Below are 14,784 nucleotides of genomic sequence, written 5' to 3'. Positions count from 1 at the left end.
AAATTAGTCACCTACAACCCTGCCGCCTAATGGAATCTCTGTGGCGCCACGATAAGGGTCAAAAGTGCCTCTGGATAAATGCCTTGCGTATCGCTCCAAGTCAGCCTGTCTTCGTTGCGCTTGAATGTGTTCAGGTAGAGGAGGGTAGAAAACTAGCATTTCTAAGTTTTGACTTTTAACTAGTGCGGCGAGAGCTAATTCTAGTGTTGAAATCCTTTCAACTGGTTGAATTTCATTGCCCGTTAGGTCACGCACTCTTCGCCTTTCGATATCTTCATCAATCATTGATAAAGCATATTTCAGGGCAGCATCCTTGCCTTTATGACTAGGAAATGCAGGTATTAAATACTTACCCATATTCACCTCTCATCCACCTACTAGGAGTTGACTGAGGCTGAATGCCGAGGCTTTCCATGCGATAGTATTCAGCCTCTTCCTCGCGCTCCCTGCGTCGCTTTTCGGAATCCTGCCGTTGCTTGAGTTCATACTCTGAAATTCTCATGCTGCGTCCTTAATGAATAATATCCAGTGAGTTTTGTCGTTCTTGCCAACTCGCTGAACTATCGTTGGCTTATAGTCAGTAAGGGCTAACACTTGCTTTGTAGGAATTTGAGTTTCGTTCCATTTGAAAGCCAATGTTCCGTTTGTCCGCAGTACTCGAAATGCTTCATTAAACCCCTTGGCTAAATCCTCTTTCCAAGATTCTTTATTTAATCGACCGTACTTTTTAAACATCCAACCGTTATGGCCAACACGAATTAAGTGAGGTGGGTCGAATACAACTTGATGGAATGAGTTATCAGGGAAGGGTAGGTTTTTAAAATCAGCGATAATATCTGGTGTTATGTTTAACTTCCTGCCATCACATAGAATGTGTTTTTCTACCCTTATATCGCTGTAAATTGCTCTGTTGTCTTGCCTATCAAACCAAAACATGCGACTACCGCAGCACATATCCAGAATAGGACGCATGACTATCTCCTTACGTGAATGCTTTTGCTCCACGGTTATTAATTTCATGCTGAATGAGATTTGTACGCTCCATCGATGCTTTCATTTTCCATTGGAAAACCAAGTCGTCGATTTGCTCATTTGTCATTTCAGACTCGCGAAGTAGGGTGAATATCTGCTGTTTTGCGTGTTTCTGCTTTGCGTTCATGCTGTACTCCGTATGCTGTTTTTAATGTTTCGTTTGCTTCGCTCCATCCGTTCTCATCCTTGAGATACCGAGCAATTCCAGCTTGCTGTTGAGCTAAACAAAGTTTGTATTTATCAATATTCATGCTTACCTCTGGATGTGCGAAACTCTCACCTATCGATTGATAGCGATTGTTGTTTAGGTTCTGGTGTTGGTGCGGTGGGTGTTAGTAATTCATTGTCATGTGGGGGATTTGGTTGCTTGCAACTAGCTTAATAAATTCAGTCGCTAGTTTTTCATCAAATCCGTTACTGACTAAGGCTCGTAATGTTTCTTGGTTATACTTGCGGCGATGCTCTTTATCTTCCTGACGTTTTGCATCTTCCTGACGCTTGCGCTCTTCTTCAGCTAATCGCGCTTGTTCAGCTTCATGAGATTTCTTGCGCTCAGCTTCGATAGCGGCTTGTTTCTCGCGCTCAGCTCTCTCCTGAGCTTCTTTAGCGTCACGTTCAGCCTTTTCCTTGGCCTCCTTCGCTGCCTGCTCGGCACGTTGAATAGCCTCCTGCTTTTCTCGCTCTGCGCGCTCAGCGGCTTCTTTTGCTTCCCGCTCTCGCTGTGCTGCTGCTTCGATTTCTTGCTGCGCTTTACGTTCGGCTTCGAGTCGTGCCTGTTCCGCAGCTTGTCGCTTCATTTCTTCTTCACGAGCGATTCGCTGGCGTTCTTCTTCGGCTTTGCGTAAATCAAACAATTCGTTCATTTGCAAAGCTTCTTCGTGGTCAATCTCGATTTGCTTTTTAAGTACCTCAGCTTCTTCACGAGCCTTTTCTTGTTCTTCCCACTCGGTTAGTGGCTTGCGAATCCCATCACTCAATGAGTCAAGTTCATCACGGAATAATTTACGTGCAGCATCTACTTTCTTAGGTAACTCTTTCAGGTCATCAACAACCAACTTGCCAGCCTTATCAATGGCTGTTTTTGTTTGAGTAACTTTGTATGCCAGTGACGCGAATGCCTTGCGGTTTTTAGCTACAGATAAATCACCGTCGAGTTCTTTTCGCTCTTCCTCAGCCAGCGTTTTAATGTGAGCTAGCATCTGACTTACTTTTTCTGGTGCCGTGAATAAATCCAGCGCCGTTGCTTGTTCGATTACGACTAATTCATTTGCCATTTCCTATGTTCCTTGTGTGCGTATTCCTCACTATTAATAGCGATATGAATGATTAAGTGGTGGGTTACTGCTGACCGAGGGCTTTTGTGATTGCTGCTTTGGCTTTGTTGAGTGATGAATCTTTATTAATCATGATTTCTGGTGAATCGCAGTCACCCCCAAGTTCGATAATTCTTTCGTAGCCAATTCTAAGCGAGTATTCGTGAGTCTGAATTAACTCCTGCAAAGTATCAAATAACTCTGGTGCTGCTGCGATTAGATGGGCGTTGGCTAATGCTTTTTCATCGCCAACTCTTACTGAGTCAAGTAAATCCATGTATTCATAACCATCTGTCGACATAGAGCGAATATCAAAATACTTGGCATCACACTTTCCATTAATGTCGTACTCCTCAATAAACCAAGGTGCAGGCGTGCCTTTAAATTCCATATCACCCCCTAGCTTTTAACATTGCATCTGCAACAAGATACGCATCCCGCGATACCCATTCAGCTGATTTGTAATTAACGTTATCAAGCTGTGCAGGATTGGCTAAAATTCCTTGCATAGCCTTAGCAGCGAAATAGTCACGCAATGTCATACCGAACTTAGCATATTGTGTTTCTCTGTTGTATGCGACTGGAAAAGCCGCTCCACCTGTTTTATCTGTCATACTCCCTCCGTTATTAACTAAACACGATGCTACTTGCTGTTACACTTCATGCCACAGAAAGGGCAGAATGAGAACGTAACGGGAAAATCCTGCTTTGTCAGGCGGGCTTTCGGTGTGCCGTCCTTTTTAACTTCTTGATAACTGGCGTTGTACTCAATGAAATAATTAACTGACATAACGCCGCCAGACATAAACAAGCCTGATTGTTTCCAGCCAGTAGACCGTAGGCTTGCGCCTTCTGGTAGTTTTGCTTTGATGCGACTTTCCATGTCATCGCCTAATTTCGTAAAGCAGTCACACATATCTCTATCTCCTATCTATTAATCAACTCACCACAGCCAACAGAATGAGCCTGATGCACAATTTAATTTGCCCGCGGTGGAACTCGCCATGTCTACATAGGGTGGAAGCTATCTGCCTTTGTTGCTAGCCTTCCAGATACGCATAGTCGTGCTTCGTGCGCGGTTCCCTATATTTCCTTTGTCAACTATCCACTTTATTCGCCGTCCCGGCTTAACTTGGGCTAAAACTAAATAATGCTAAAGATGTTATGCTTGTAATTTAAATCAGCCGTTATACTCAGGCATGGCCCACATAATTCTAATTTCTCTATCCCACTCAACTTGCAAACGAATTTTTTCGTCTTGTAATTCCAAGCTATCCAGCAATCTTATTTTTGGATTTTCAAGCTTGTGATTGACGCGAGATAGCAGGTTTTGGATGTTTATAACTCGCTCACGTTGCTCTTCGTATTTCATATTCATCCCCTTGCCGTAACACTTCCATCACTCATAATCGGCTTGCGTAGCCGAGGTTGCTTTCGTGTGTCGCATTTCTGCGAACGTTTCTAATCTTTGCTAACTGCGCGTCAGTAGCATCTTTGTGATACTTGCTGATGTGCATAACTGGTAATCGTGGGTCAAATGTCCTTAGACACAACGGACAGGTAACTTTCGTTTTCATGCGCTGCTCCTATCAAATGACTTATGCAAATACTGTTATTTCATAAGTAATCTGTAGTGCATCTCATTGCCGCTCTTCCAACTTCGCATACTGCCCTGAGCCCGCCGAGTGCCCGACGCATGGTTTAAAGTCGCGCCGTTCGACTATCTTTTATCTCTGGTTGCCCTTCGATGTGATTAAATATACCTGCAGGTAATTTAATTGTAAATACCCAAAGGTAAACTTTGTATACGGAATTAGTTTACCTTTATGATTTTTCAGGTAATTTATTTTTAATTATTTTTGTTTAGGCGTAAAAAAAGCCCTGAAAAGGGCTTAATTATGAGAGATAGGTAAACTATCCGTGGAATTTGTACTTGATGGATTGGCTAACGAGTACTTTGGCCTGAATAAAAACCCCGTCAATTTCAGCTTCGCTCAGGTGCCATGTCTCGTATCTTGGGTTATCTGAGATGATAGCAAGCTTCTTATACTGCATTTGAAGGCGCTTAATGTAGAGTTGGTTATCTAAAACAAAAACGTAAATACCGTCACCGTCGAAATGATTAACGGTCATATCAACAAATATCTGATCTCTAGGCTCGAAAGTCTCAGACATAGAGTCGCCTTTTACAGTGATCATCTTTATCGTACTTGCGGGTCTACCTCCGAATAGGCGCTTAGCCTCCTCATCGGAATACTCAATAGCGGTGATGGTTTCTATAAACTCATCAAGAACCATCACGCCAGTTCCTGCGCTAGCTTCTACATCAAGAACTTCCACTTTATATGATCTGGATGGTTGCGGGATTTCTGATTCAATAATGCCGTCCATCCACCCAGCAGGCAATCCTAAAGCATCCTGAATAGCTAAAACCATCTTATCGCCTATTCGCTTATATCCAGATTTACTAGGCGGGTAGAGCATTCTGGATACATAGGATTTGTCTTTACCAATGGCGCGTGCAAATTCCTCTTGCGTCTCATAACGAGCAACAAGCTCAGCCAGTTTTTGGCGTCTTTTTTCAAATAATTCAGTTTCTGCGTTCATAAGTAAATCATCTATCAAAAATACCTGCTGGTAAATTGCCTGTGGGTATTGATATTTAATTTACCTACAGGTATATTTATTTCATGTTTAGGTAAACAAGGACAATAAATGGAACAATTACGGATATTCCTAAATTCCCTTTCTGTTTCTGAGCAAGAGAAGTTCGCTAAAAAATGCGGAACTTCAATTGGCTACCTCAGAAAAGCTTTAACAAAGGGCTCAAAACTAGGAGCCGCTTTATGTGTGGCAATTGAAGTTAACAGTAATTCAAAAGTAACCAGAAAAGACCTCTACCCAGATGACTGGGAAAAGAACTGGCCTGAACTGGCGGCGTAATAAAGATTAAAAACAAAGCGTTAACTGAACGGCACAGTATATTGTCGGCCTCGAGGATCTGCCAAGTTGGATGGCTAAAAGTCGAATGAGAGCGAAAGAGACACTAGCTCGACAATATTTATCAACACACTCACAGGATCGTGAGCAACGGACTAACTACGTCAAAAGGAATTTAACAAATGGACTACGCAATTTCACGCAACGTGCGAGCTATTGAGGCTCGTATTCGCAAAGGGATCATCTTAACTACACCGAAGCAAGTTGCTAAGGCTGTCGGTGTACACGAATCCCAAATCACTAGATGGCAAGCAGAGAACGGCTTTGTTGAGAAGGCAGCAAGACTGCTGGACGCAATAGGGTTCGATGCGCCAATTCAAGATGTGATTATTCAGGGTGATGAGGCTAGGGCATTAATTCAGATGCTAGAGCATGTCAGATACCCAAAAAGAAAAACCTCAAAGGCGGCAACCGATGAGGCTCAGATGGAGCTAATTTAATTTTCGTAAGCAGGAGTAATTATACATGAGAAACAAATTTAATTACAGCGCTGTGCATAAAAACGTCATGCGTGATCGGGCTAATCGCTCGGTCACTGAGCAGGGAATGAAGGCCCTCAAATCTGCATTCGAAGATGCAAAATTACGGCTTGAGCATCGTCAGGAAGTCACTGGAGGGAAACGGCATGAGTAACGTTGCATACGCTGATTTTAGCAACCAACGACAGCAAGAGAGGCCGAAAGTGGCAAACCTTGAAGATGGCTACACCAGAATTGCTAATGACCTTCTTGAGGCTGCTATGTCGTCTGATTTGACAGCTAGGCAATTAAAAGTATTTCTGGCGATAGTTAGAAAAACATACGGGTTTAGTAAAAAACTGGACCGCATCACAAATACTCAAATAGCATCAATGACAGGCATTCATCACACTCATGTATGCAAGGCCAAAAATGAAATGATAGCTATGAATATTGTTATTTCATCTGGTAATCAAATAGGAATTAACAAGGCGTTTAATGAGTGGAAATTTGATATTAGCCAAGTTAGCGAAACATTAGCCAAGTCAGCTAATGAAAGATTAGCCAAGTTAGCTAACGAGGATAAGCCAAGTCAGCTAAACACAAAAGAAACTCTTTCAAAAGAAAAGAAAGAAAGTAATACACCCCTTACCCCTCAAGAGGTGAAAGGGGGAGAATTGACTAAGCCTTCTAAGCGAAAATCTCAACCAGTTAACTATGACGAATATCTCAATGCCTACAACGAGGAAGTTGGAGATAGATTACCTCATGCTGTTGAGGCCAACGAGAAACGTAAAACTCGGATCAGGAAAATAATCAAAAACCTCGCAACGCAAAATGTTGATGGGTGGCGGGCCTATGTTCGAGCCTTTGTGAGAATGGCCAAGCCATTTTATTTTGGTGAAAACAATACAGGATGGACTGCAGACATTGATTATTTACTGAGAGACACAACCCTGACAGGGGTTCGTGAAGGGAAATTTGCTGACAGGGGATTCTAATGGTCAACAACCAAATCGAAGCAAGTGTGATTGGTGGCTTGCTGAAAGACGGATTAACACTCAACGCATCAGATGTACTGGCCACTTTAAAACCAGAAGCATTCGGCTCTCATTTCTACCGTGAAGCCTACAAAGTCATTCAGAAGCAAGCCAAAACCCGCGGCATGATTGATTTAATGATGGTTGCAGAGGCAATGGGTGACAAACATTTCGCTGACATCATGGAAGCAGCAAAGAACTGCCCAAGCGCAGCAAACTTGAAAGGCTACGCTACGATGGTGACTGATAACCACAATCGACGTGAAATGATTAGCTTGATGGACCAACACCGCCACGTTATCGAATCAGGCACGATTGACGCAGCCGCCGAAGCAATGGACCAACTCATCAAAAAGGCTAACGAACTACGGGCCGCTAACGATGAGATTAAACCAGTACACACTAAGGACCTGATAGCCGATTTTACGGAAGTGTTAGAACAGCGCCTAACCAATGGCGATGAATCAGACACGCTGAAAACGGGGATTCCTGAACTTGATGAAATCACTGGCGGTATCAACGCAGTGGACCTCGTTATCGTTGCCGCACGTCCTGCAATGGGAAAAACCGAGTTTGCATTACGAGTCACCGAAGGAGTGGCGTCACAAGTCGATAAAAAAACGGGCTACAAGAAGGGTGTTCTGATTTTCTCAATGGAAATGAGTTCACGCCAAATCATGGAGCGTCAAATTGCTGGGGCGTCGGGCCTATCTGTTTCCTCACTGAGAAACCCTGCAAAAATGGATGATGAAGGATGGGCCAGAGTTTCAAATGGTATCGGTCGGGTTCAAGATTTGGATGTGTGGGTTGTCGATGCAAGCAAACTCGATGTGGACCAAATCAGGGCCATAACGAAGCGTCACAAACAGCAATACCCATCATTGGCATTAATTCTGGTCGATTACTTGGGCCTGATAGAAAAACCGAAAGCAGAGCGTAACGACCTTGCAATTGGTTATATCTCATCAAACCTCAAGGGAATGGCCAAAGAGTTGCTAACGCCAGTTATCTCACTCAGCCAACTTTCACGCGATGTTGAGAAGCGACCAAACAAACGGCCCGTCAATGGCGACTTACGCGATTCAGGAAGCATTGAGCAGGACGCAGACTCCATCATTATGCTTTACCGTGATGCGGTTTATAACGAGAACTCATCAGCAGCCCCATATGCTGAAATTATCGTGACTAAAAACCGATTCGGCAAAACAGGGACCGTATACCAGAGATTTAAAAATGGTCACTTTATGGATGTGGACCAAATGGAAGCCGCTAACGCCTGTCTACAAAGTAGCAAACCTCAACAACGCCGATTCCAAGGCGCTGACGTGTAACACACCAAATCATAAGGACTTCTAGATGAAAGCAATATCAATTCGTCAGCCTTGGGCGTGGCTTATAGTCAATGGTCATAAGGACATTGAGAACCGAAGCTGGCGCACAAAATACCGAGGCGAAGTATTAATTCATGCATCTCAAGGCGTTAAAACTATTGAATATGTTAGAGCATCCACACTGGCTAACAGGTTAGGAATAACACTTCCAGAAATCGACGCATTTGATACAGGCGGTATTGTTGGTATGGCCACGATTATTGATTGTGTAGAGCAAAGCGAATCACCTTGGTTTTTCGGTGAAAAAGGTTTCGTATTAGCTGATGCAAGGCCGCTTGAGTTTATCCAAATGAAAGGGAAATTAAGTTTCTTTGAAACAGGGATTGAGCCAGAGGGAATTAAGCGAGGTGTTGAGTGATGAAAGGAACAACTAGTACCGCTCTGATGTGGATATACGCATCGGAAAGAATGAATAGAAAATTAAAATATGTGAAAAGCGGCAGAGGCAAAGTTGATTACAACCGAAAACTGCATAAGCCATATCGTAGCGAGCGAGTTTTAAATCGACTCATGAAGCTAGATGCTGCTGTATTTTTCAAAGCTATTAAATCTAGCCAACGGGAGGCATCTAATGCAGGGAACTAATTTAATCGAATTGAACATTGCGTACCGATTTCAAGCTCTAAGACTTACCAGTCGAACGCTAAGAAACGGAAAATCTACCGTTAACCATTTTGTTTCAGAATACCGAAAAAGCTACAAGAAGCTCACTCCAAGAGGCAAGGCATTTAAAAAAATAAAAAATATTAACAATGCATTTTTCAAGAAGAGATTTGATGAGGAGTGCATGGAAATTAAAGGGGATCAGAATGCAGGGAACTAATTGGGTTAAGTGTTCCGACAAAATGCCCGAGTTAGGGAAGCCGTTACTAATTATTGCTAGCGGCAAGTTGAGAAAATTTACTTACTACTTGGATATTGTTGATTGCGCAGAGTCATACCGTTCTTTCCAATTTGCGGATGAAGATTCATGGGTATCTAAATTTCTTGTAACTCACTGGATGTATGTAGACAGCATCCCGCTCCCACCAATGCCAGAGGGTGAATGATGAACAAACTCAAGAAATGTCCGTTTTGCGGCGGTGAAGCTAAATTAATAGATAACCGTTTAGGTTGGTATGTTCAATGTCAAGATGATGATTGTAGTTGCACTGTAATCGGCGAGAGAGTACCTGAGCCACAATCCGAGGCAGAATCAGACGCTATTGATTGGGATGCTGTAAGGCAAACAGCTATAGCAGCATGGAACAGGAGAGCTAACAGTGAGTGATAAGCTACCAGATGAAATTTTAAAAACTCTAGCAACTGAACCGATGTTTATCGAGGTGGTAGAACGCTGTTTAGATGAAAGCGAGTTAGTTAGTAATTTTAGCCGTATCTATGGCGTTGATTTACCAAGAAAGCCAACCTCACCACTAATTGCAATGGTCGATGAAGCGACGGGATTTAGAGAGCATCAATTTAATGAGTTCTTTACCTCTTTTATCCCGTTTGTTTATCGGTGTGTTTGGTTGCCACTTTACAGCAAAGGAAAACTAGGAGGCTAACTTGGAAGCAGATTTTCTCTTCCACGAATCAACCAAAAATACCGCATGGCAACACCTCAAAGAAGTTCTAGCAACAAACCAACCACACCGAATCATCATTAAGCCTTGGAAAAATAAGCGCTCATTGTCTCAGAATTCCACTTTTCATATGTGGTGCACAGAGATAAGCAAATACCTATGTAAGAACAATGCCAATTACACACCAGAAACCGTCAAGGAGATGCTTAAGCATACATTCCTAGGTTACGAGGTGGTCGATATGGTTGACGTTACTACACAGCTTACAGAGCGCGTAAGGACACTTCGAAAAACATCAAAACTTGATACAGGTGAAATGTTCCACTTCATGGAGCAGGTTGAATGCTGGGCGGCGGGCATAGGTTGTCTCGTGACAATCCCAAATAATTCGGAATATATGAAACTCAAGGAGCAGCAAGAGAGATGAAACGTAAACACCTAAACTTAACACTCGGAGCCAAACTGTTTTTTGTGGCCATATTTGCTTGTCTATTTGCATCAGCGTGGATATTTATTGAGGTGATATATGGCTAACTTACGCAAAGAAGCAAAAGGCAGAGAATGCCAAGTCAGAATACCTGGAGTGTGTAACGGCAATTCTGAAACCGTAGTGGGCGCTCATTATCGAATGTCTGGATTATGTGGCACAGGATGCAAGCCTAGCGATTTATTTATAGCGTGGGCATGTGGCGCTTGTCATGACGAAATAGACCGCAGAACGCGAACCACGGACGCTGAATACGCAAAGCAATGTCACTTAGAGGGTGTAATGCGAACTCAGGCCATATTGCAGAGTGAGGGGAAGATTAAGTCATGAATGAATATCACCTCAAATTACCGTGGCCACCTTCAGTAAATACGTATTGGCGACACTGTAAAGGACGTCACTATATATCAAAAAAAGGCGAAACCTACCGAGAACAAATCATAGATTATATAGAACAGCAAAACCTAGATATTAAAACCACTTCCCGTATCAAAATAGTCATCACCGCAAATCCCCCAGATAAACGCAAAAGAGACCTCGATAACTTGCCTAAAGCTGTTTTCGATTCGCTTACTCACGCCAATTTTTGGGATGACGACGAGCAGATAGATGATTTCCGAATAAGGCGCGGAGAGAGAATTAAAGACGGCTCCTTGGATATCACAATATGGGAGATAGGCGATGCAGACTGAAATAACAACTATTCCAGCGTTACTTGTCAAGACGCACGGAAATATGAGCGAAGTAGCAAGACGACTCAATTGCAATATGGCAACAGTCAAGAAATATTCTGGTGATGTATTTAGTTTTGACCACGCGATTATAAATGGTCGACTGATGACTAAGTATAAACATGCGAAGGGGGCTAAATGAGAAACGATGAACCGTTTTATTTACTCGCTCATTATTCAAGTAAAAACGAACTGCGGCGCGTGTGGGGCTCTGGAAGAAAGAATGCACTAGAAAGCAAAAGAGCATGGGTTCGTTATATGTTGATGACTTGGGGTAAGGTTTATGGTGGCGATGATTATGCAGAAGGTGGTGAGTGTAGTGTAATCGGTCGACTCATGATCCGTTCTGATTGGAGTGAAAACGAAGGGAAAAGGATTATTGGTGTTGTTAATGATTTACATAAGATGGGGTACAGGGGGGATGAGTTATTTAAAAAATCACATGAAATACTCAATCCAAAAGCAAGTATAAGCGACCTCATCGCTCTCGCCAAAGAATCAGATGATGCCGCTTTCATTGAATCAGTAATTAACAAGACATTCAAACTAAACAATCCAATCCGTCACGTAGCAATTAAACGTTATTGCGACTGCAAATACACGCAAAAGATGGCTCGTGAATTAACCTTCAAGAAAAAGATAAGCATACAGCAAAGCACAAGGCGCATTGAATGGGCTTTGGATTTACTGGAAGAAGAGCTTTTCTATGCAATTAAACGCGAAGAGGAGAATGTAGTTAATGTAAAATAACAATAAAATAGAAAATATTTCTAATATCTATTGCAATTGCGAAATTTACATGTATAGTTTGTGATAAGCTCACGGCAGTAAAACCAAGAGCGGGTAACAAGGTAAAAGAGGCGGCACTTGTTATCGACCCCGCCTAGTTGGTCACTTCGTCTATTTGGACTGGAACTCCAACCACATCGGCTGAGAGGTCGAAGAAAATGGAGCCTCACTTCGGTGGGGCTTTGTTGTTTCTAACGTATTGATATTGTTCCGTTATGGGAATCCCCATATCGATAGTTCAACCTGTAAGTAATCCTTACAAGTTCACATTCAAGAGGTCGCCTAGTGCGGCCTTTTTTGTTTTCTAATCCATGAGGTCGTTATGAAATATAATTTAATCTACGCCGACCCTCCGTGGATGTACCGAGATAAATGCAAGTCAGGAAATAGAGGTGCTGAATTTAAATATCCCGTAATGAAGATAGAGGATATTTGCAGGCTCCCTGTGTGGGAAATAGCTAACCAAGAATCATGTTTATTGGCAATGTGGTGGGTGCCTACCATGCCATCTGAAGCTCTTGAAGTAGTTAAATCGTGGGGATTCAGGTTAATGACAATGAAAGGCTTTACTTGGCATAAAACAAATAAGAAAAAAGGAAATAGCGCTATTGGCATGGGGCATCTGACTAGAGCAAATAGTGAGGATTGTTTATTTGCAGTAAGAGGTCGGCTACCAAAAAGAATTAACGCATCTATTTGTCAGCATGTGACAGCGCCAAGAACTGCTCATAGTGAAAAGCCACATATCATTAGAGATAATCTAGTTTCTCTGCTAGGCGATGTTCCGAAAATAGAGCTGTTTTCTCGTGAAAACATTCAAGGGTGGGATGCTTGGGGTAATGAATGCATAAATAGTATAGAAATGAAAAACGCGACAATAATCACCGAATTAACTTAAGCTAAATGTTATTAAATTATCTTCATTGTTGAATGGAGGTAATGAATGGCAGTTTGTTCAGAGTGTAGTCAATCTTTATCTGATTCTCAGGTTGTCGAGATAAGTGGTGAAGTATACAAATCATGCCCTAATTGCTCAGACAGGAATGGCGTTCATATTTTTTATAGATATGAAGATTTTGGGATGAGGGATATGGGGGACGGGCGAAATATTGTTCAGTCTTGGTGCCCATCTTGCCGATCTGATGAGAACCCATCGCTTGAAGTAGAGTTTACCTGTTAGTTTATCGGTAAAACAAATAAGTAAGGCTTCCTTTTATTGGAGGCCTTTTTCGTATACGCCGCCACAGAATTCTAATCACACACACTTAATTGACGCATAGAGATTGTGCGCGGCTATCTATTAACTAAAAACACAGGTGTTATATATGCCAAGTACCGCAGCTGGTGCTATCGTCGGCGCGGCAGGCGGTGGTGCAATCGGATTAATGACAGGAAGCTTTGACTACGGAGTAATTACAGGTGCGATTATTGGCGCAACTGTTGCGGTTATAGCCTCTAAAGATAACAACAAGAAAAAGGTTCTGTTATTTATCTTATCGTTTTTAACTGGCGTTCTTATCTCTGAATCAGTAGAGCGAATAATTGTAGCTGAGACAGGTTATGAGATAGGTAAAACATTAACTGCCATTCTGGTTTCAGCATTATTTATTTCATTGCTTCTCATTATCGCAAGTAGCGAAACACTAACAAAGGCCATTAGATGGTTACCTAGACTCATTGAGAATAATTTCTCCGTACTGATGAGCACCTTAACTGAAAAGTGGAGGGGCAAAAAATGAGTTATCAAGAGATTATCAACTATACGAATGTCGTTGTGTTAATTCTCATGGCTATTCGTGTATTTCTATGTAATTACGCTCGCCACAGAGATTCATTTATCGGCATGGTGCTTATCTGGCTTTGTATATGGCAAAGCTACCAATTAATAAAGCCTAATGATTTCGATACGAGCTTATCTAACTTACTCGGTGATGTGTTCATCTGCGTTTTGGTTTTCGCGGCTAAAGGCAACATCATGCAGGTATTCAAGAAGGTGAAAAATGAGCGAACCTAAATGGCTAATTGAAGCCAGAAAAGAAATTGGTGTGTCAGAGCATACCCCTGAGGGCTCGAAAGCAGTCGATCAGATGTGGATTGATAGTAAGCTACGCGGCTTGGTTGGTACTGCAAGAAAAGTTCCTTGGTGTGCAGGTTTCGTCAACGCCATGTTAGAGCGTGCCGATATTAAATCTCCTCGCAAAGATGCTTCAAGTTCATACGATAATTTCGGGAAAAAACTAACAGAGCCTAAATATGGCTGCATAGTTCGCTTCTCGCGTTCAGGCGGTGGGCATGTTGGTTTCTGCGTTGGTAAAACTGCAAATGGTTCACTTCTTATCTTGGGTGGCAATCAATCAGACGCAGTAAACATCAAAGCGTTTGGGACTGACCGAGTTGTTGCTTATCGCTGGCCTGATGGCGTTGAAGTAGATAATCGACCTCTGCCAATCGGTGATGCTGCATTGTCAGTGAAAGAGTCGTGATATGGGTTCGCTAACTAAAGTCTTTGGTAGTGTTTGCGCTATCCTGGCTTTCTGGCTTTGGTGGGTAATGGGTAGTTATAGTGACTTGAAAGGTGATTATTCACTACTGAAGAATAAATTCAATGAGCAAGTAGCCATTACAGCAGACTACGAAAAGCGCATTAACTCCCTTCACGAACTCGACACAAAACACACAACGGAACTCACAAATGCAAAAGCTGAAATTGACCAGTTGCGTATTGCTGCTGAGCGTAATCCTGAGCGGGTGTACATCCGAGCCAGTTGCCAGAAAGTCGAAACCAATTCCACCTCCAGCTTGGATGATGCAGTCACCGCCAGACCTACTGACTCCGCTATCGGAAATTATTGGATACTCAGACAACGAATCACAGAGTCCAAGCAAATGATACTTGGCTTGCAAGATTACATTAGAACGGAGTGTTCACAATGAGCGTATTCAAAAAGATATTTTGCAAGCGCGAATATATTTTGAAG

Annotated in this window: 30 protein-coding genes; 21 read left to right on the top strand and 9 right to left on the bottom strand. The window is 42.5% G+C overall.

The genetic code is table 11. From position 1 onward, the window contains the following. Positions 1–3: 3 nt before the first annotated feature. The 9 genes from RB151_RS24430 to RB151_RS16190 form a co-directional block, all read right to left on the bottom strand. Entirely contained in the window at positions 4–357 is a 354-nt protein-coding gene (locus RB151_RS24430; protein ID WP_071548421.1) for a hypothetical protein, read from the bottom strand. 141 nt (positions 358–498) lie between these two features. After that, positions 499–972: a class I SAM-dependent methyltransferase gene (locus RB151_RS16225; RefSeq protein WP_071548419.1), complete on the bottom strand. Its 474-nt coding sequence runs from the start codon at positions 970–972 to the stop codon at positions 499–501. A 10-nt stretch (positions 973–982) separates the two neighbouring features. After that, a complete protein-coding gene (locus tag RB151_RS23490) occupies positions 983–1,159 on the bottom strand; it encodes a hypothetical protein (protein ID WP_167363358.1) in 177 nt (58 codons plus the stop codon). A gap of 205 nt (positions 1,160–1,364) precedes the next feature. Further along, on the bottom strand, positions 1,365–2,306 hold the full coding sequence (locus RB151_RS16215) for a hypothetical protein (RefSeq protein ID WP_071548415.1): 942 nt from the start codon (positions 2,304–2,306) through the stop codon (positions 1,365–1,367). Positions 2,307–2,370: 64 nt separating this feature from the next. Beyond that, positions 2,371–2,736 carry a hypothetical protein gene (locus tag RB151_RS16210; protein WP_071548413.1) on the bottom strand — a complete coding sequence of 122 codons (366 nt, stop codon included), beginning with the start codon at positions 2,734–2,736 and terminating at the stop codon, positions 2,371–2,373. 1 nt (position 2,737) lies between these two features. Next, complete coding sequence (locus tag RB151_RS16205; RefSeq protein ID WP_071548412.1) at positions 2,738–2,959, bottom strand: hypothetical protein; 222 nt, start codon at positions 2,957–2,959, stop codon at positions 2,738–2,740. A 29-nt stretch (positions 2,960–2,988) separates the two neighbouring features. Beyond that, positions 2,989–3,228: a hypothetical protein gene (locus tag RB151_RS16200; protein ID WP_145927305.1), complete on the bottom strand. Its 240-nt coding sequence runs from the start codon at positions 3,226–3,228 to the stop codon at positions 2,989–2,991. A gap of 297 nt (positions 3,229–3,525) precedes the next feature. Further along, positions 3,526–3,717 carry a hypothetical protein gene (locus RB151_RS16195; protein WP_071548408.1) on the bottom strand — a complete coding sequence of 64 codons (192 nt, stop codon included), beginning with the start codon at positions 3,715–3,717 and terminating at the stop codon, positions 3,526–3,528. A 542-nt stretch (positions 3,718–4,259) separates the two neighbouring features. Further along, positions 4,260–4,952 carry an XRE family transcriptional regulator gene (locus RB151_RS16190; protein WP_071548406.1) on the bottom strand — a complete coding sequence of 231 codons (693 nt, stop codon included), beginning with the start codon at positions 4,950–4,952 and terminating at the stop codon, positions 4,260–4,262. Between the two features lie 108 nt (positions 4,953–5,060). On the opposite strand from RB151_RS16190, the gene RB151_RS16185 reads away from it, so the two are divergent. The 21 genes from RB151_RS16185 to RB151_RS16090 all read left to right on the top strand — a co-directional run bounded on the left by RB151_RS16185 (position 5,061) and on the right by RB151_RS16090 (position 14,740). Next, positions 5,061–5,288, top strand: coding sequence for a transcriptional regulator (locus RB151_RS16185; protein WP_071548404.1), 228 nt, complete (start codon positions 5,061–5,063; stop codon positions 5,286–5,288). Between the two features lie 179 nt (positions 5,289–5,467). Further along, entirely contained in the window at positions 5,468–5,785 is a 318-nt protein-coding gene (locus tag RB151_RS16180; RefSeq protein ID WP_036978872.1) for a CII family transcriptional regulator, read from the top strand. A gap of 67 nt (positions 5,786–5,852) precedes the next feature. Continuing rightward, positions 5,853–5,978 carry a hypothetical protein gene (locus RB151_RS23905; protein ID WP_255468396.1) on the top strand — a complete coding sequence of 42 codons (126 nt, stop codon included), beginning with the start codon at positions 5,853–5,855 and terminating at the stop codon, positions 5,976–5,978. After that, positions 5,971–6,804: a replication protein gene (locus tag RB151_RS16175; RefSeq protein ID WP_071548402.1), complete on the top strand. Its 834-nt coding sequence runs from the start codon at positions 5,971–5,973 to the stop codon at positions 6,802–6,804. Before RB151_RS23905 ends, RB151_RS16175 begins: the two co-directional genes overlap by 8 nt. Next, complete coding sequence (locus RB151_RS16170; protein WP_071548400.1) at positions 6,804–8,174, top strand: replicative DNA helicase; 1,371 nt, start codon at positions 6,804–6,806, stop codon at positions 8,172–8,174. The genes RB151_RS16175 and RB151_RS16170 overlap by 1 nt, the downstream gene beginning before the upstream one ends. 25 nt (positions 8,175–8,199) lie before the next feature. Then, a complete protein-coding gene (locus RB151_RS16165; RefSeq protein WP_071548398.1) occupies positions 8,200–8,592 on the top strand; it encodes an ASCH domain-containing protein in 393 nt (130 codons plus the stop codon). Further along, positions 8,592–8,819 carry a MarR family transcriptional regulator gene (locus RB151_RS24425; protein ID WP_071548396.1) on the top strand — a complete coding sequence of 76 codons (228 nt, stop codon included), beginning with the start codon at positions 8,592–8,594 and terminating at the stop codon, positions 8,817–8,819. The genes RB151_RS16165 and RB151_RS24425 overlap by 1 nt, the downstream gene beginning before the upstream one ends. Further along, complete coding sequence (locus RB151_RS23370; RefSeq protein WP_158516033.1) at positions 8,806–9,057, top strand: hypothetical protein; 252 nt, start codon at positions 8,806–8,808, stop codon at positions 9,055–9,057. Before RB151_RS24425 ends, RB151_RS23370 begins: the two co-directional genes overlap by 14 nt. Beyond that, positions 9,044–9,283 (top strand): DUF551 domain-containing protein, encoded by a 240-nt coding sequence (locus tag RB151_RS16155; RefSeq protein WP_158516032.1) that lies wholly within the window; start codon positions 9,044–9,046, stop codon positions 9,281–9,283. Before RB151_RS23370 ends, RB151_RS16155 begins: the two co-directional genes overlap by 14 nt. Further along, positions 9,280–9,504, top strand: coding sequence for a Lar family restriction alleviation protein (locus tag RB151_RS24420; RefSeq protein WP_081363967.1), 225 nt, complete (start codon positions 9,280–9,282; stop codon positions 9,502–9,504). Before RB151_RS16155 ends, RB151_RS24420 begins: the two co-directional genes overlap by 4 nt. Continuing rightward, complete coding sequence (locus RB151_RS16145; protein WP_071548390.1) at positions 9,497–9,781, top strand: hypothetical protein; 285 nt, start codon at positions 9,497–9,499, stop codon at positions 9,779–9,781. The genes RB151_RS24420 and RB151_RS16145 overlap by 8 nt, the downstream gene beginning before the upstream one ends. Before the next feature lies 1 nt (position 9,782). Further along, positions 9,783–10,226, top strand: a complete 444-nt coding sequence (locus RB151_RS16140; RefSeq protein ID WP_071548388.1) for a YbcN family protein — start codon at positions 9,783–9,785, stop codon at positions 10,224–10,226. Between the two features lie 99 nt (positions 10,227–10,325). Beyond that, positions 10,326–10,616, top strand: a complete 291-nt coding sequence (locus RB151_RS16135) for a DUF1364 domain-containing protein (protein ID WP_071548387.1) — start codon at positions 10,326–10,328, stop codon at positions 10,614–10,616. Beyond that, a complete protein-coding gene (locus RB151_RS16130) occupies positions 10,613–10,978 on the top strand; it encodes a RusA family crossover junction endodeoxyribonuclease (protein ID WP_071548385.1) in 366 nt (121 codons plus the stop codon). Before RB151_RS16135 ends, RB151_RS16130 begins: the two co-directional genes overlap by 4 nt. Next, positions 10,968–11,159, top strand: a complete 192-nt coding sequence (locus RB151_RS16125; RefSeq protein ID WP_071548383.1) for a hypothetical protein — start codon at positions 10,968–10,970, stop codon at positions 11,157–11,159. The genes RB151_RS16130 and RB151_RS16125 overlap by 11 nt, the downstream gene beginning before the upstream one ends. Further along, complete coding sequence (locus RB151_RS16120; protein WP_071548381.1) at positions 11,156–11,767, top strand: hypothetical protein; 612 nt, start codon at positions 11,156–11,158, stop codon at positions 11,765–11,767. Before RB151_RS16125 ends, RB151_RS16120 begins: the two co-directional genes overlap by 4 nt. Before the next feature lie 361 nt (positions 11,768–12,128). Next, positions 12,129–12,704 carry an MT-A70 family methyltransferase gene (locus RB151_RS16115; RefSeq protein ID WP_071548379.1) on the top strand — a complete coding sequence of 192 codons (576 nt, stop codon included), beginning with the start codon at positions 12,129–12,131 and terminating at the stop codon, positions 12,702–12,704. 427 nt (positions 12,705–13,131) lie between these two features. Further along, the gene (locus RB151_RS16105; RefSeq protein ID WP_071548375.1) at positions 13,132–13,545 is read left to right on the top strand and encodes a putative holin; all 414 of its coding nucleotides are present in this window, start codon (positions 13,132–13,134) and stop codon (positions 13,543–13,545) included. Beyond that, positions 13,542–13,820 carry a hypothetical protein gene (locus RB151_RS24415; RefSeq protein WP_071548373.1) on the top strand — a complete coding sequence of 93 codons (279 nt, stop codon included), beginning with the start codon at positions 13,542–13,544 and terminating at the stop codon, positions 13,818–13,820. The genes RB151_RS16105 and RB151_RS24415 overlap by 4 nt, the downstream gene beginning before the upstream one ends. After that, the gene (locus tag RB151_RS16095; RefSeq protein ID WP_071548371.1) at positions 13,807–14,289 is read left to right on the top strand and encodes a TIGR02594 family protein; all 483 of its coding nucleotides are present in this window, start codon (positions 13,807–13,809) and stop codon (positions 14,287–14,289) included. Before RB151_RS24415 ends, RB151_RS16095 begins: the two co-directional genes overlap by 14 nt. 1 nt (position 14,290) lies before the next feature. After that, entirely contained in the window at positions 14,291–14,740 is a 450-nt protein-coding gene (locus RB151_RS16090; protein WP_071548369.1) for a lysis protein, read from the top strand. The last annotated feature ends 44 nt before the right edge of the window (positions 14,741–14,784 follow it).

The organism is Providencia rettgeri, from assembly GCF_001874625.1.
Taxonomy (GTDB): domain Bacteria; phylum Pseudomonadota; class Gammaproteobacteria; order Enterobacterales; family Enterobacteriaceae; genus Providencia; species Providencia huashanensis.
The sequence above is the reverse complement of the archived record's forward strand: the minus strand, read 5'-3'. Positions and strand labels throughout refer to the sequence as shown.

Coding starts and splice junctions, on each gene's coding strand:
- RB151_RS24430 (WP_071548421.1), bottom strand. CDS start 357: ATGGGTAAGTATTTAATACCTGCATTTCCTAGTCATAAAGGCAAGGAT.
- RB151_RS16225 (WP_071548419.1), bottom strand. CDS start 972: ATGCGTCCTATTCTGGATATGTGCTGCGGTAGTCGCATGTTTTGGTTT.
- RB151_RS23490 (WP_167363358.1), bottom strand. CDS start 1,159: ATGAACGCAAAGCAGAAACACGCAAAACAGCAGATATTCACCCTACTT.
- RB151_RS16215 (WP_071548415.1), bottom strand. CDS start 2,306: ATGGCAAATGAATTAGTCGTAATCGAACAAGCAACGGCGCTGGATTTA.
- RB151_RS16210 (WP_071548413.1), bottom strand. CDS start 2,736: ATGGAATTTAAAGGCACGCCTGCACCTTGGTTTATTGAGGAGTACGAC.
- RB151_RS16205 (WP_071548412.1), bottom strand. CDS start 2,959: ATGACAGATAAAACAGGTGGAGCGGCTTTTCCAGTCGCATACAACAGA.
- RB151_RS16200 (WP_145927305.1), bottom strand. CDS start 3,228: ATGGAAAGTCGCATCAAAGCAAAACTACCAGAAGGCGCAAGCCTACGG.
- RB151_RS16195 (WP_071548408.1), bottom strand. CDS start 3,717: ATGAAATACGAAGAGCAACGTGAGCGAGTTATAAACATCCAAAACCTG.
- RB151_RS16190 (WP_071548406.1), bottom strand. CDS start 4,952: ATGAACGCAGAAACTGAATTATTTGAAAAAAGACGCCAAAAACTGGCT.
- RB151_RS16185 (WP_071548404.1), top strand. CDS start 5,061: ATGGAACAATTACGGATATTCCTAAATTCCCTTTCTGTTTCTGAGCAA.
- RB151_RS16180 (WP_036978872.1), top strand. CDS start 5,468: ATGGACTACGCAATTTCACGCAACGTGCGAGCTATTGAGGCTCGTATT.
- RB151_RS23905 (WP_255468396.1), top strand. CDS start 5,853: ATGCGTGATCGGGCTAATCGCTCGGTCACTGAGCAGGGAATGAAGGCC.
- RB151_RS16175 (WP_071548402.1), top strand. CDS start 5,971: ATGAGTAACGTTGCATACGCTGATTTTAGCAACCAACGACAGCAAGAG.
- RB151_RS16170 (WP_071548400.1), top strand. CDS start 6,804: ATGGTCAACAACCAAATCGAAGCAAGTGTGATTGGTGGCTTGCTGAAA.
- RB151_RS16165 (WP_071548398.1), top strand. CDS start 8,200: ATGAAAGCAATATCAATTCGTCAGCCTTGGGCGTGGCTTATAGTCAAT.
- RB151_RS24425 (WP_071548396.1), top strand. CDS start 8,592: ATGAAAGGAACAACTAGTACCGCTCTGATGTGGATATACGCATCGGAA.
- RB151_RS23370 (WP_158516033.1), top strand. CDS start 8,806: ATGCAGGGAACTAATTTAATCGAATTGAACATTGCGTACCGATTTCAA.
- RB151_RS16155 (WP_158516032.1), top strand. CDS start 9,044: ATGCAGGGAACTAATTGGGTTAAGTGTTCCGACAAAATGCCCGAGTTA.
- RB151_RS24420 (WP_081363967.1), top strand. CDS start 9,280: ATGATGAACAAACTCAAGAAATGTCCGTTTTGCGGCGGTGAAGCTAAA.
- RB151_RS16135 (WP_071548387.1), top strand. CDS start 10,326: ATGGCTAACTTACGCAAAGAAGCAAAAGGCAGAGAATGCCAAGTCAGA.
- RB151_RS16130 (WP_071548385.1), top strand. CDS start 10,613: ATGAATGAATATCACCTCAAATTACCGTGGCCACCTTCAGTAAATACG.
- RB151_RS16125 (WP_071548383.1), top strand. CDS start 10,968: ATGCAGACTGAAATAACAACTATTCCAGCGTTACTTGTCAAGACGCAC.
- RB151_RS16120 (WP_071548381.1), top strand. CDS start 11,156: ATGAGAAACGATGAACCGTTTTATTTACTCGCTCATTATTCAAGTAAA.
- RB151_RS16115 (WP_071548379.1), top strand. CDS start 12,129: ATGAAATATAATTTAATCTACGCCGACCCTCCGTGGATGTACCGAGAT.
- RB151_RS16105 (WP_071548375.1), top strand. CDS start 13,132: ATGCCAAGTACCGCAGCTGGTGCTATCGTCGGCGCGGCAGGCGGTGGT.
- RB151_RS24415 (WP_071548373.1), top strand. CDS start 13,542: ATGAGTTATCAAGAGATTATCAACTATACGAATGTCGTTGTGTTAATT.
- RB151_RS16095 (WP_071548371.1), top strand. CDS start 13,807: ATGAGCGAACCTAAATGGCTAATTGAAGCCAGAAAAGAAATTGGTGTG.
- RB151_RS16090 (WP_071548369.1), top strand. CDS start 14,291: ATGGGTTCGCTAACTAAAGTCTTTGGTAGTGTTTGCGCTATCCTGGCT.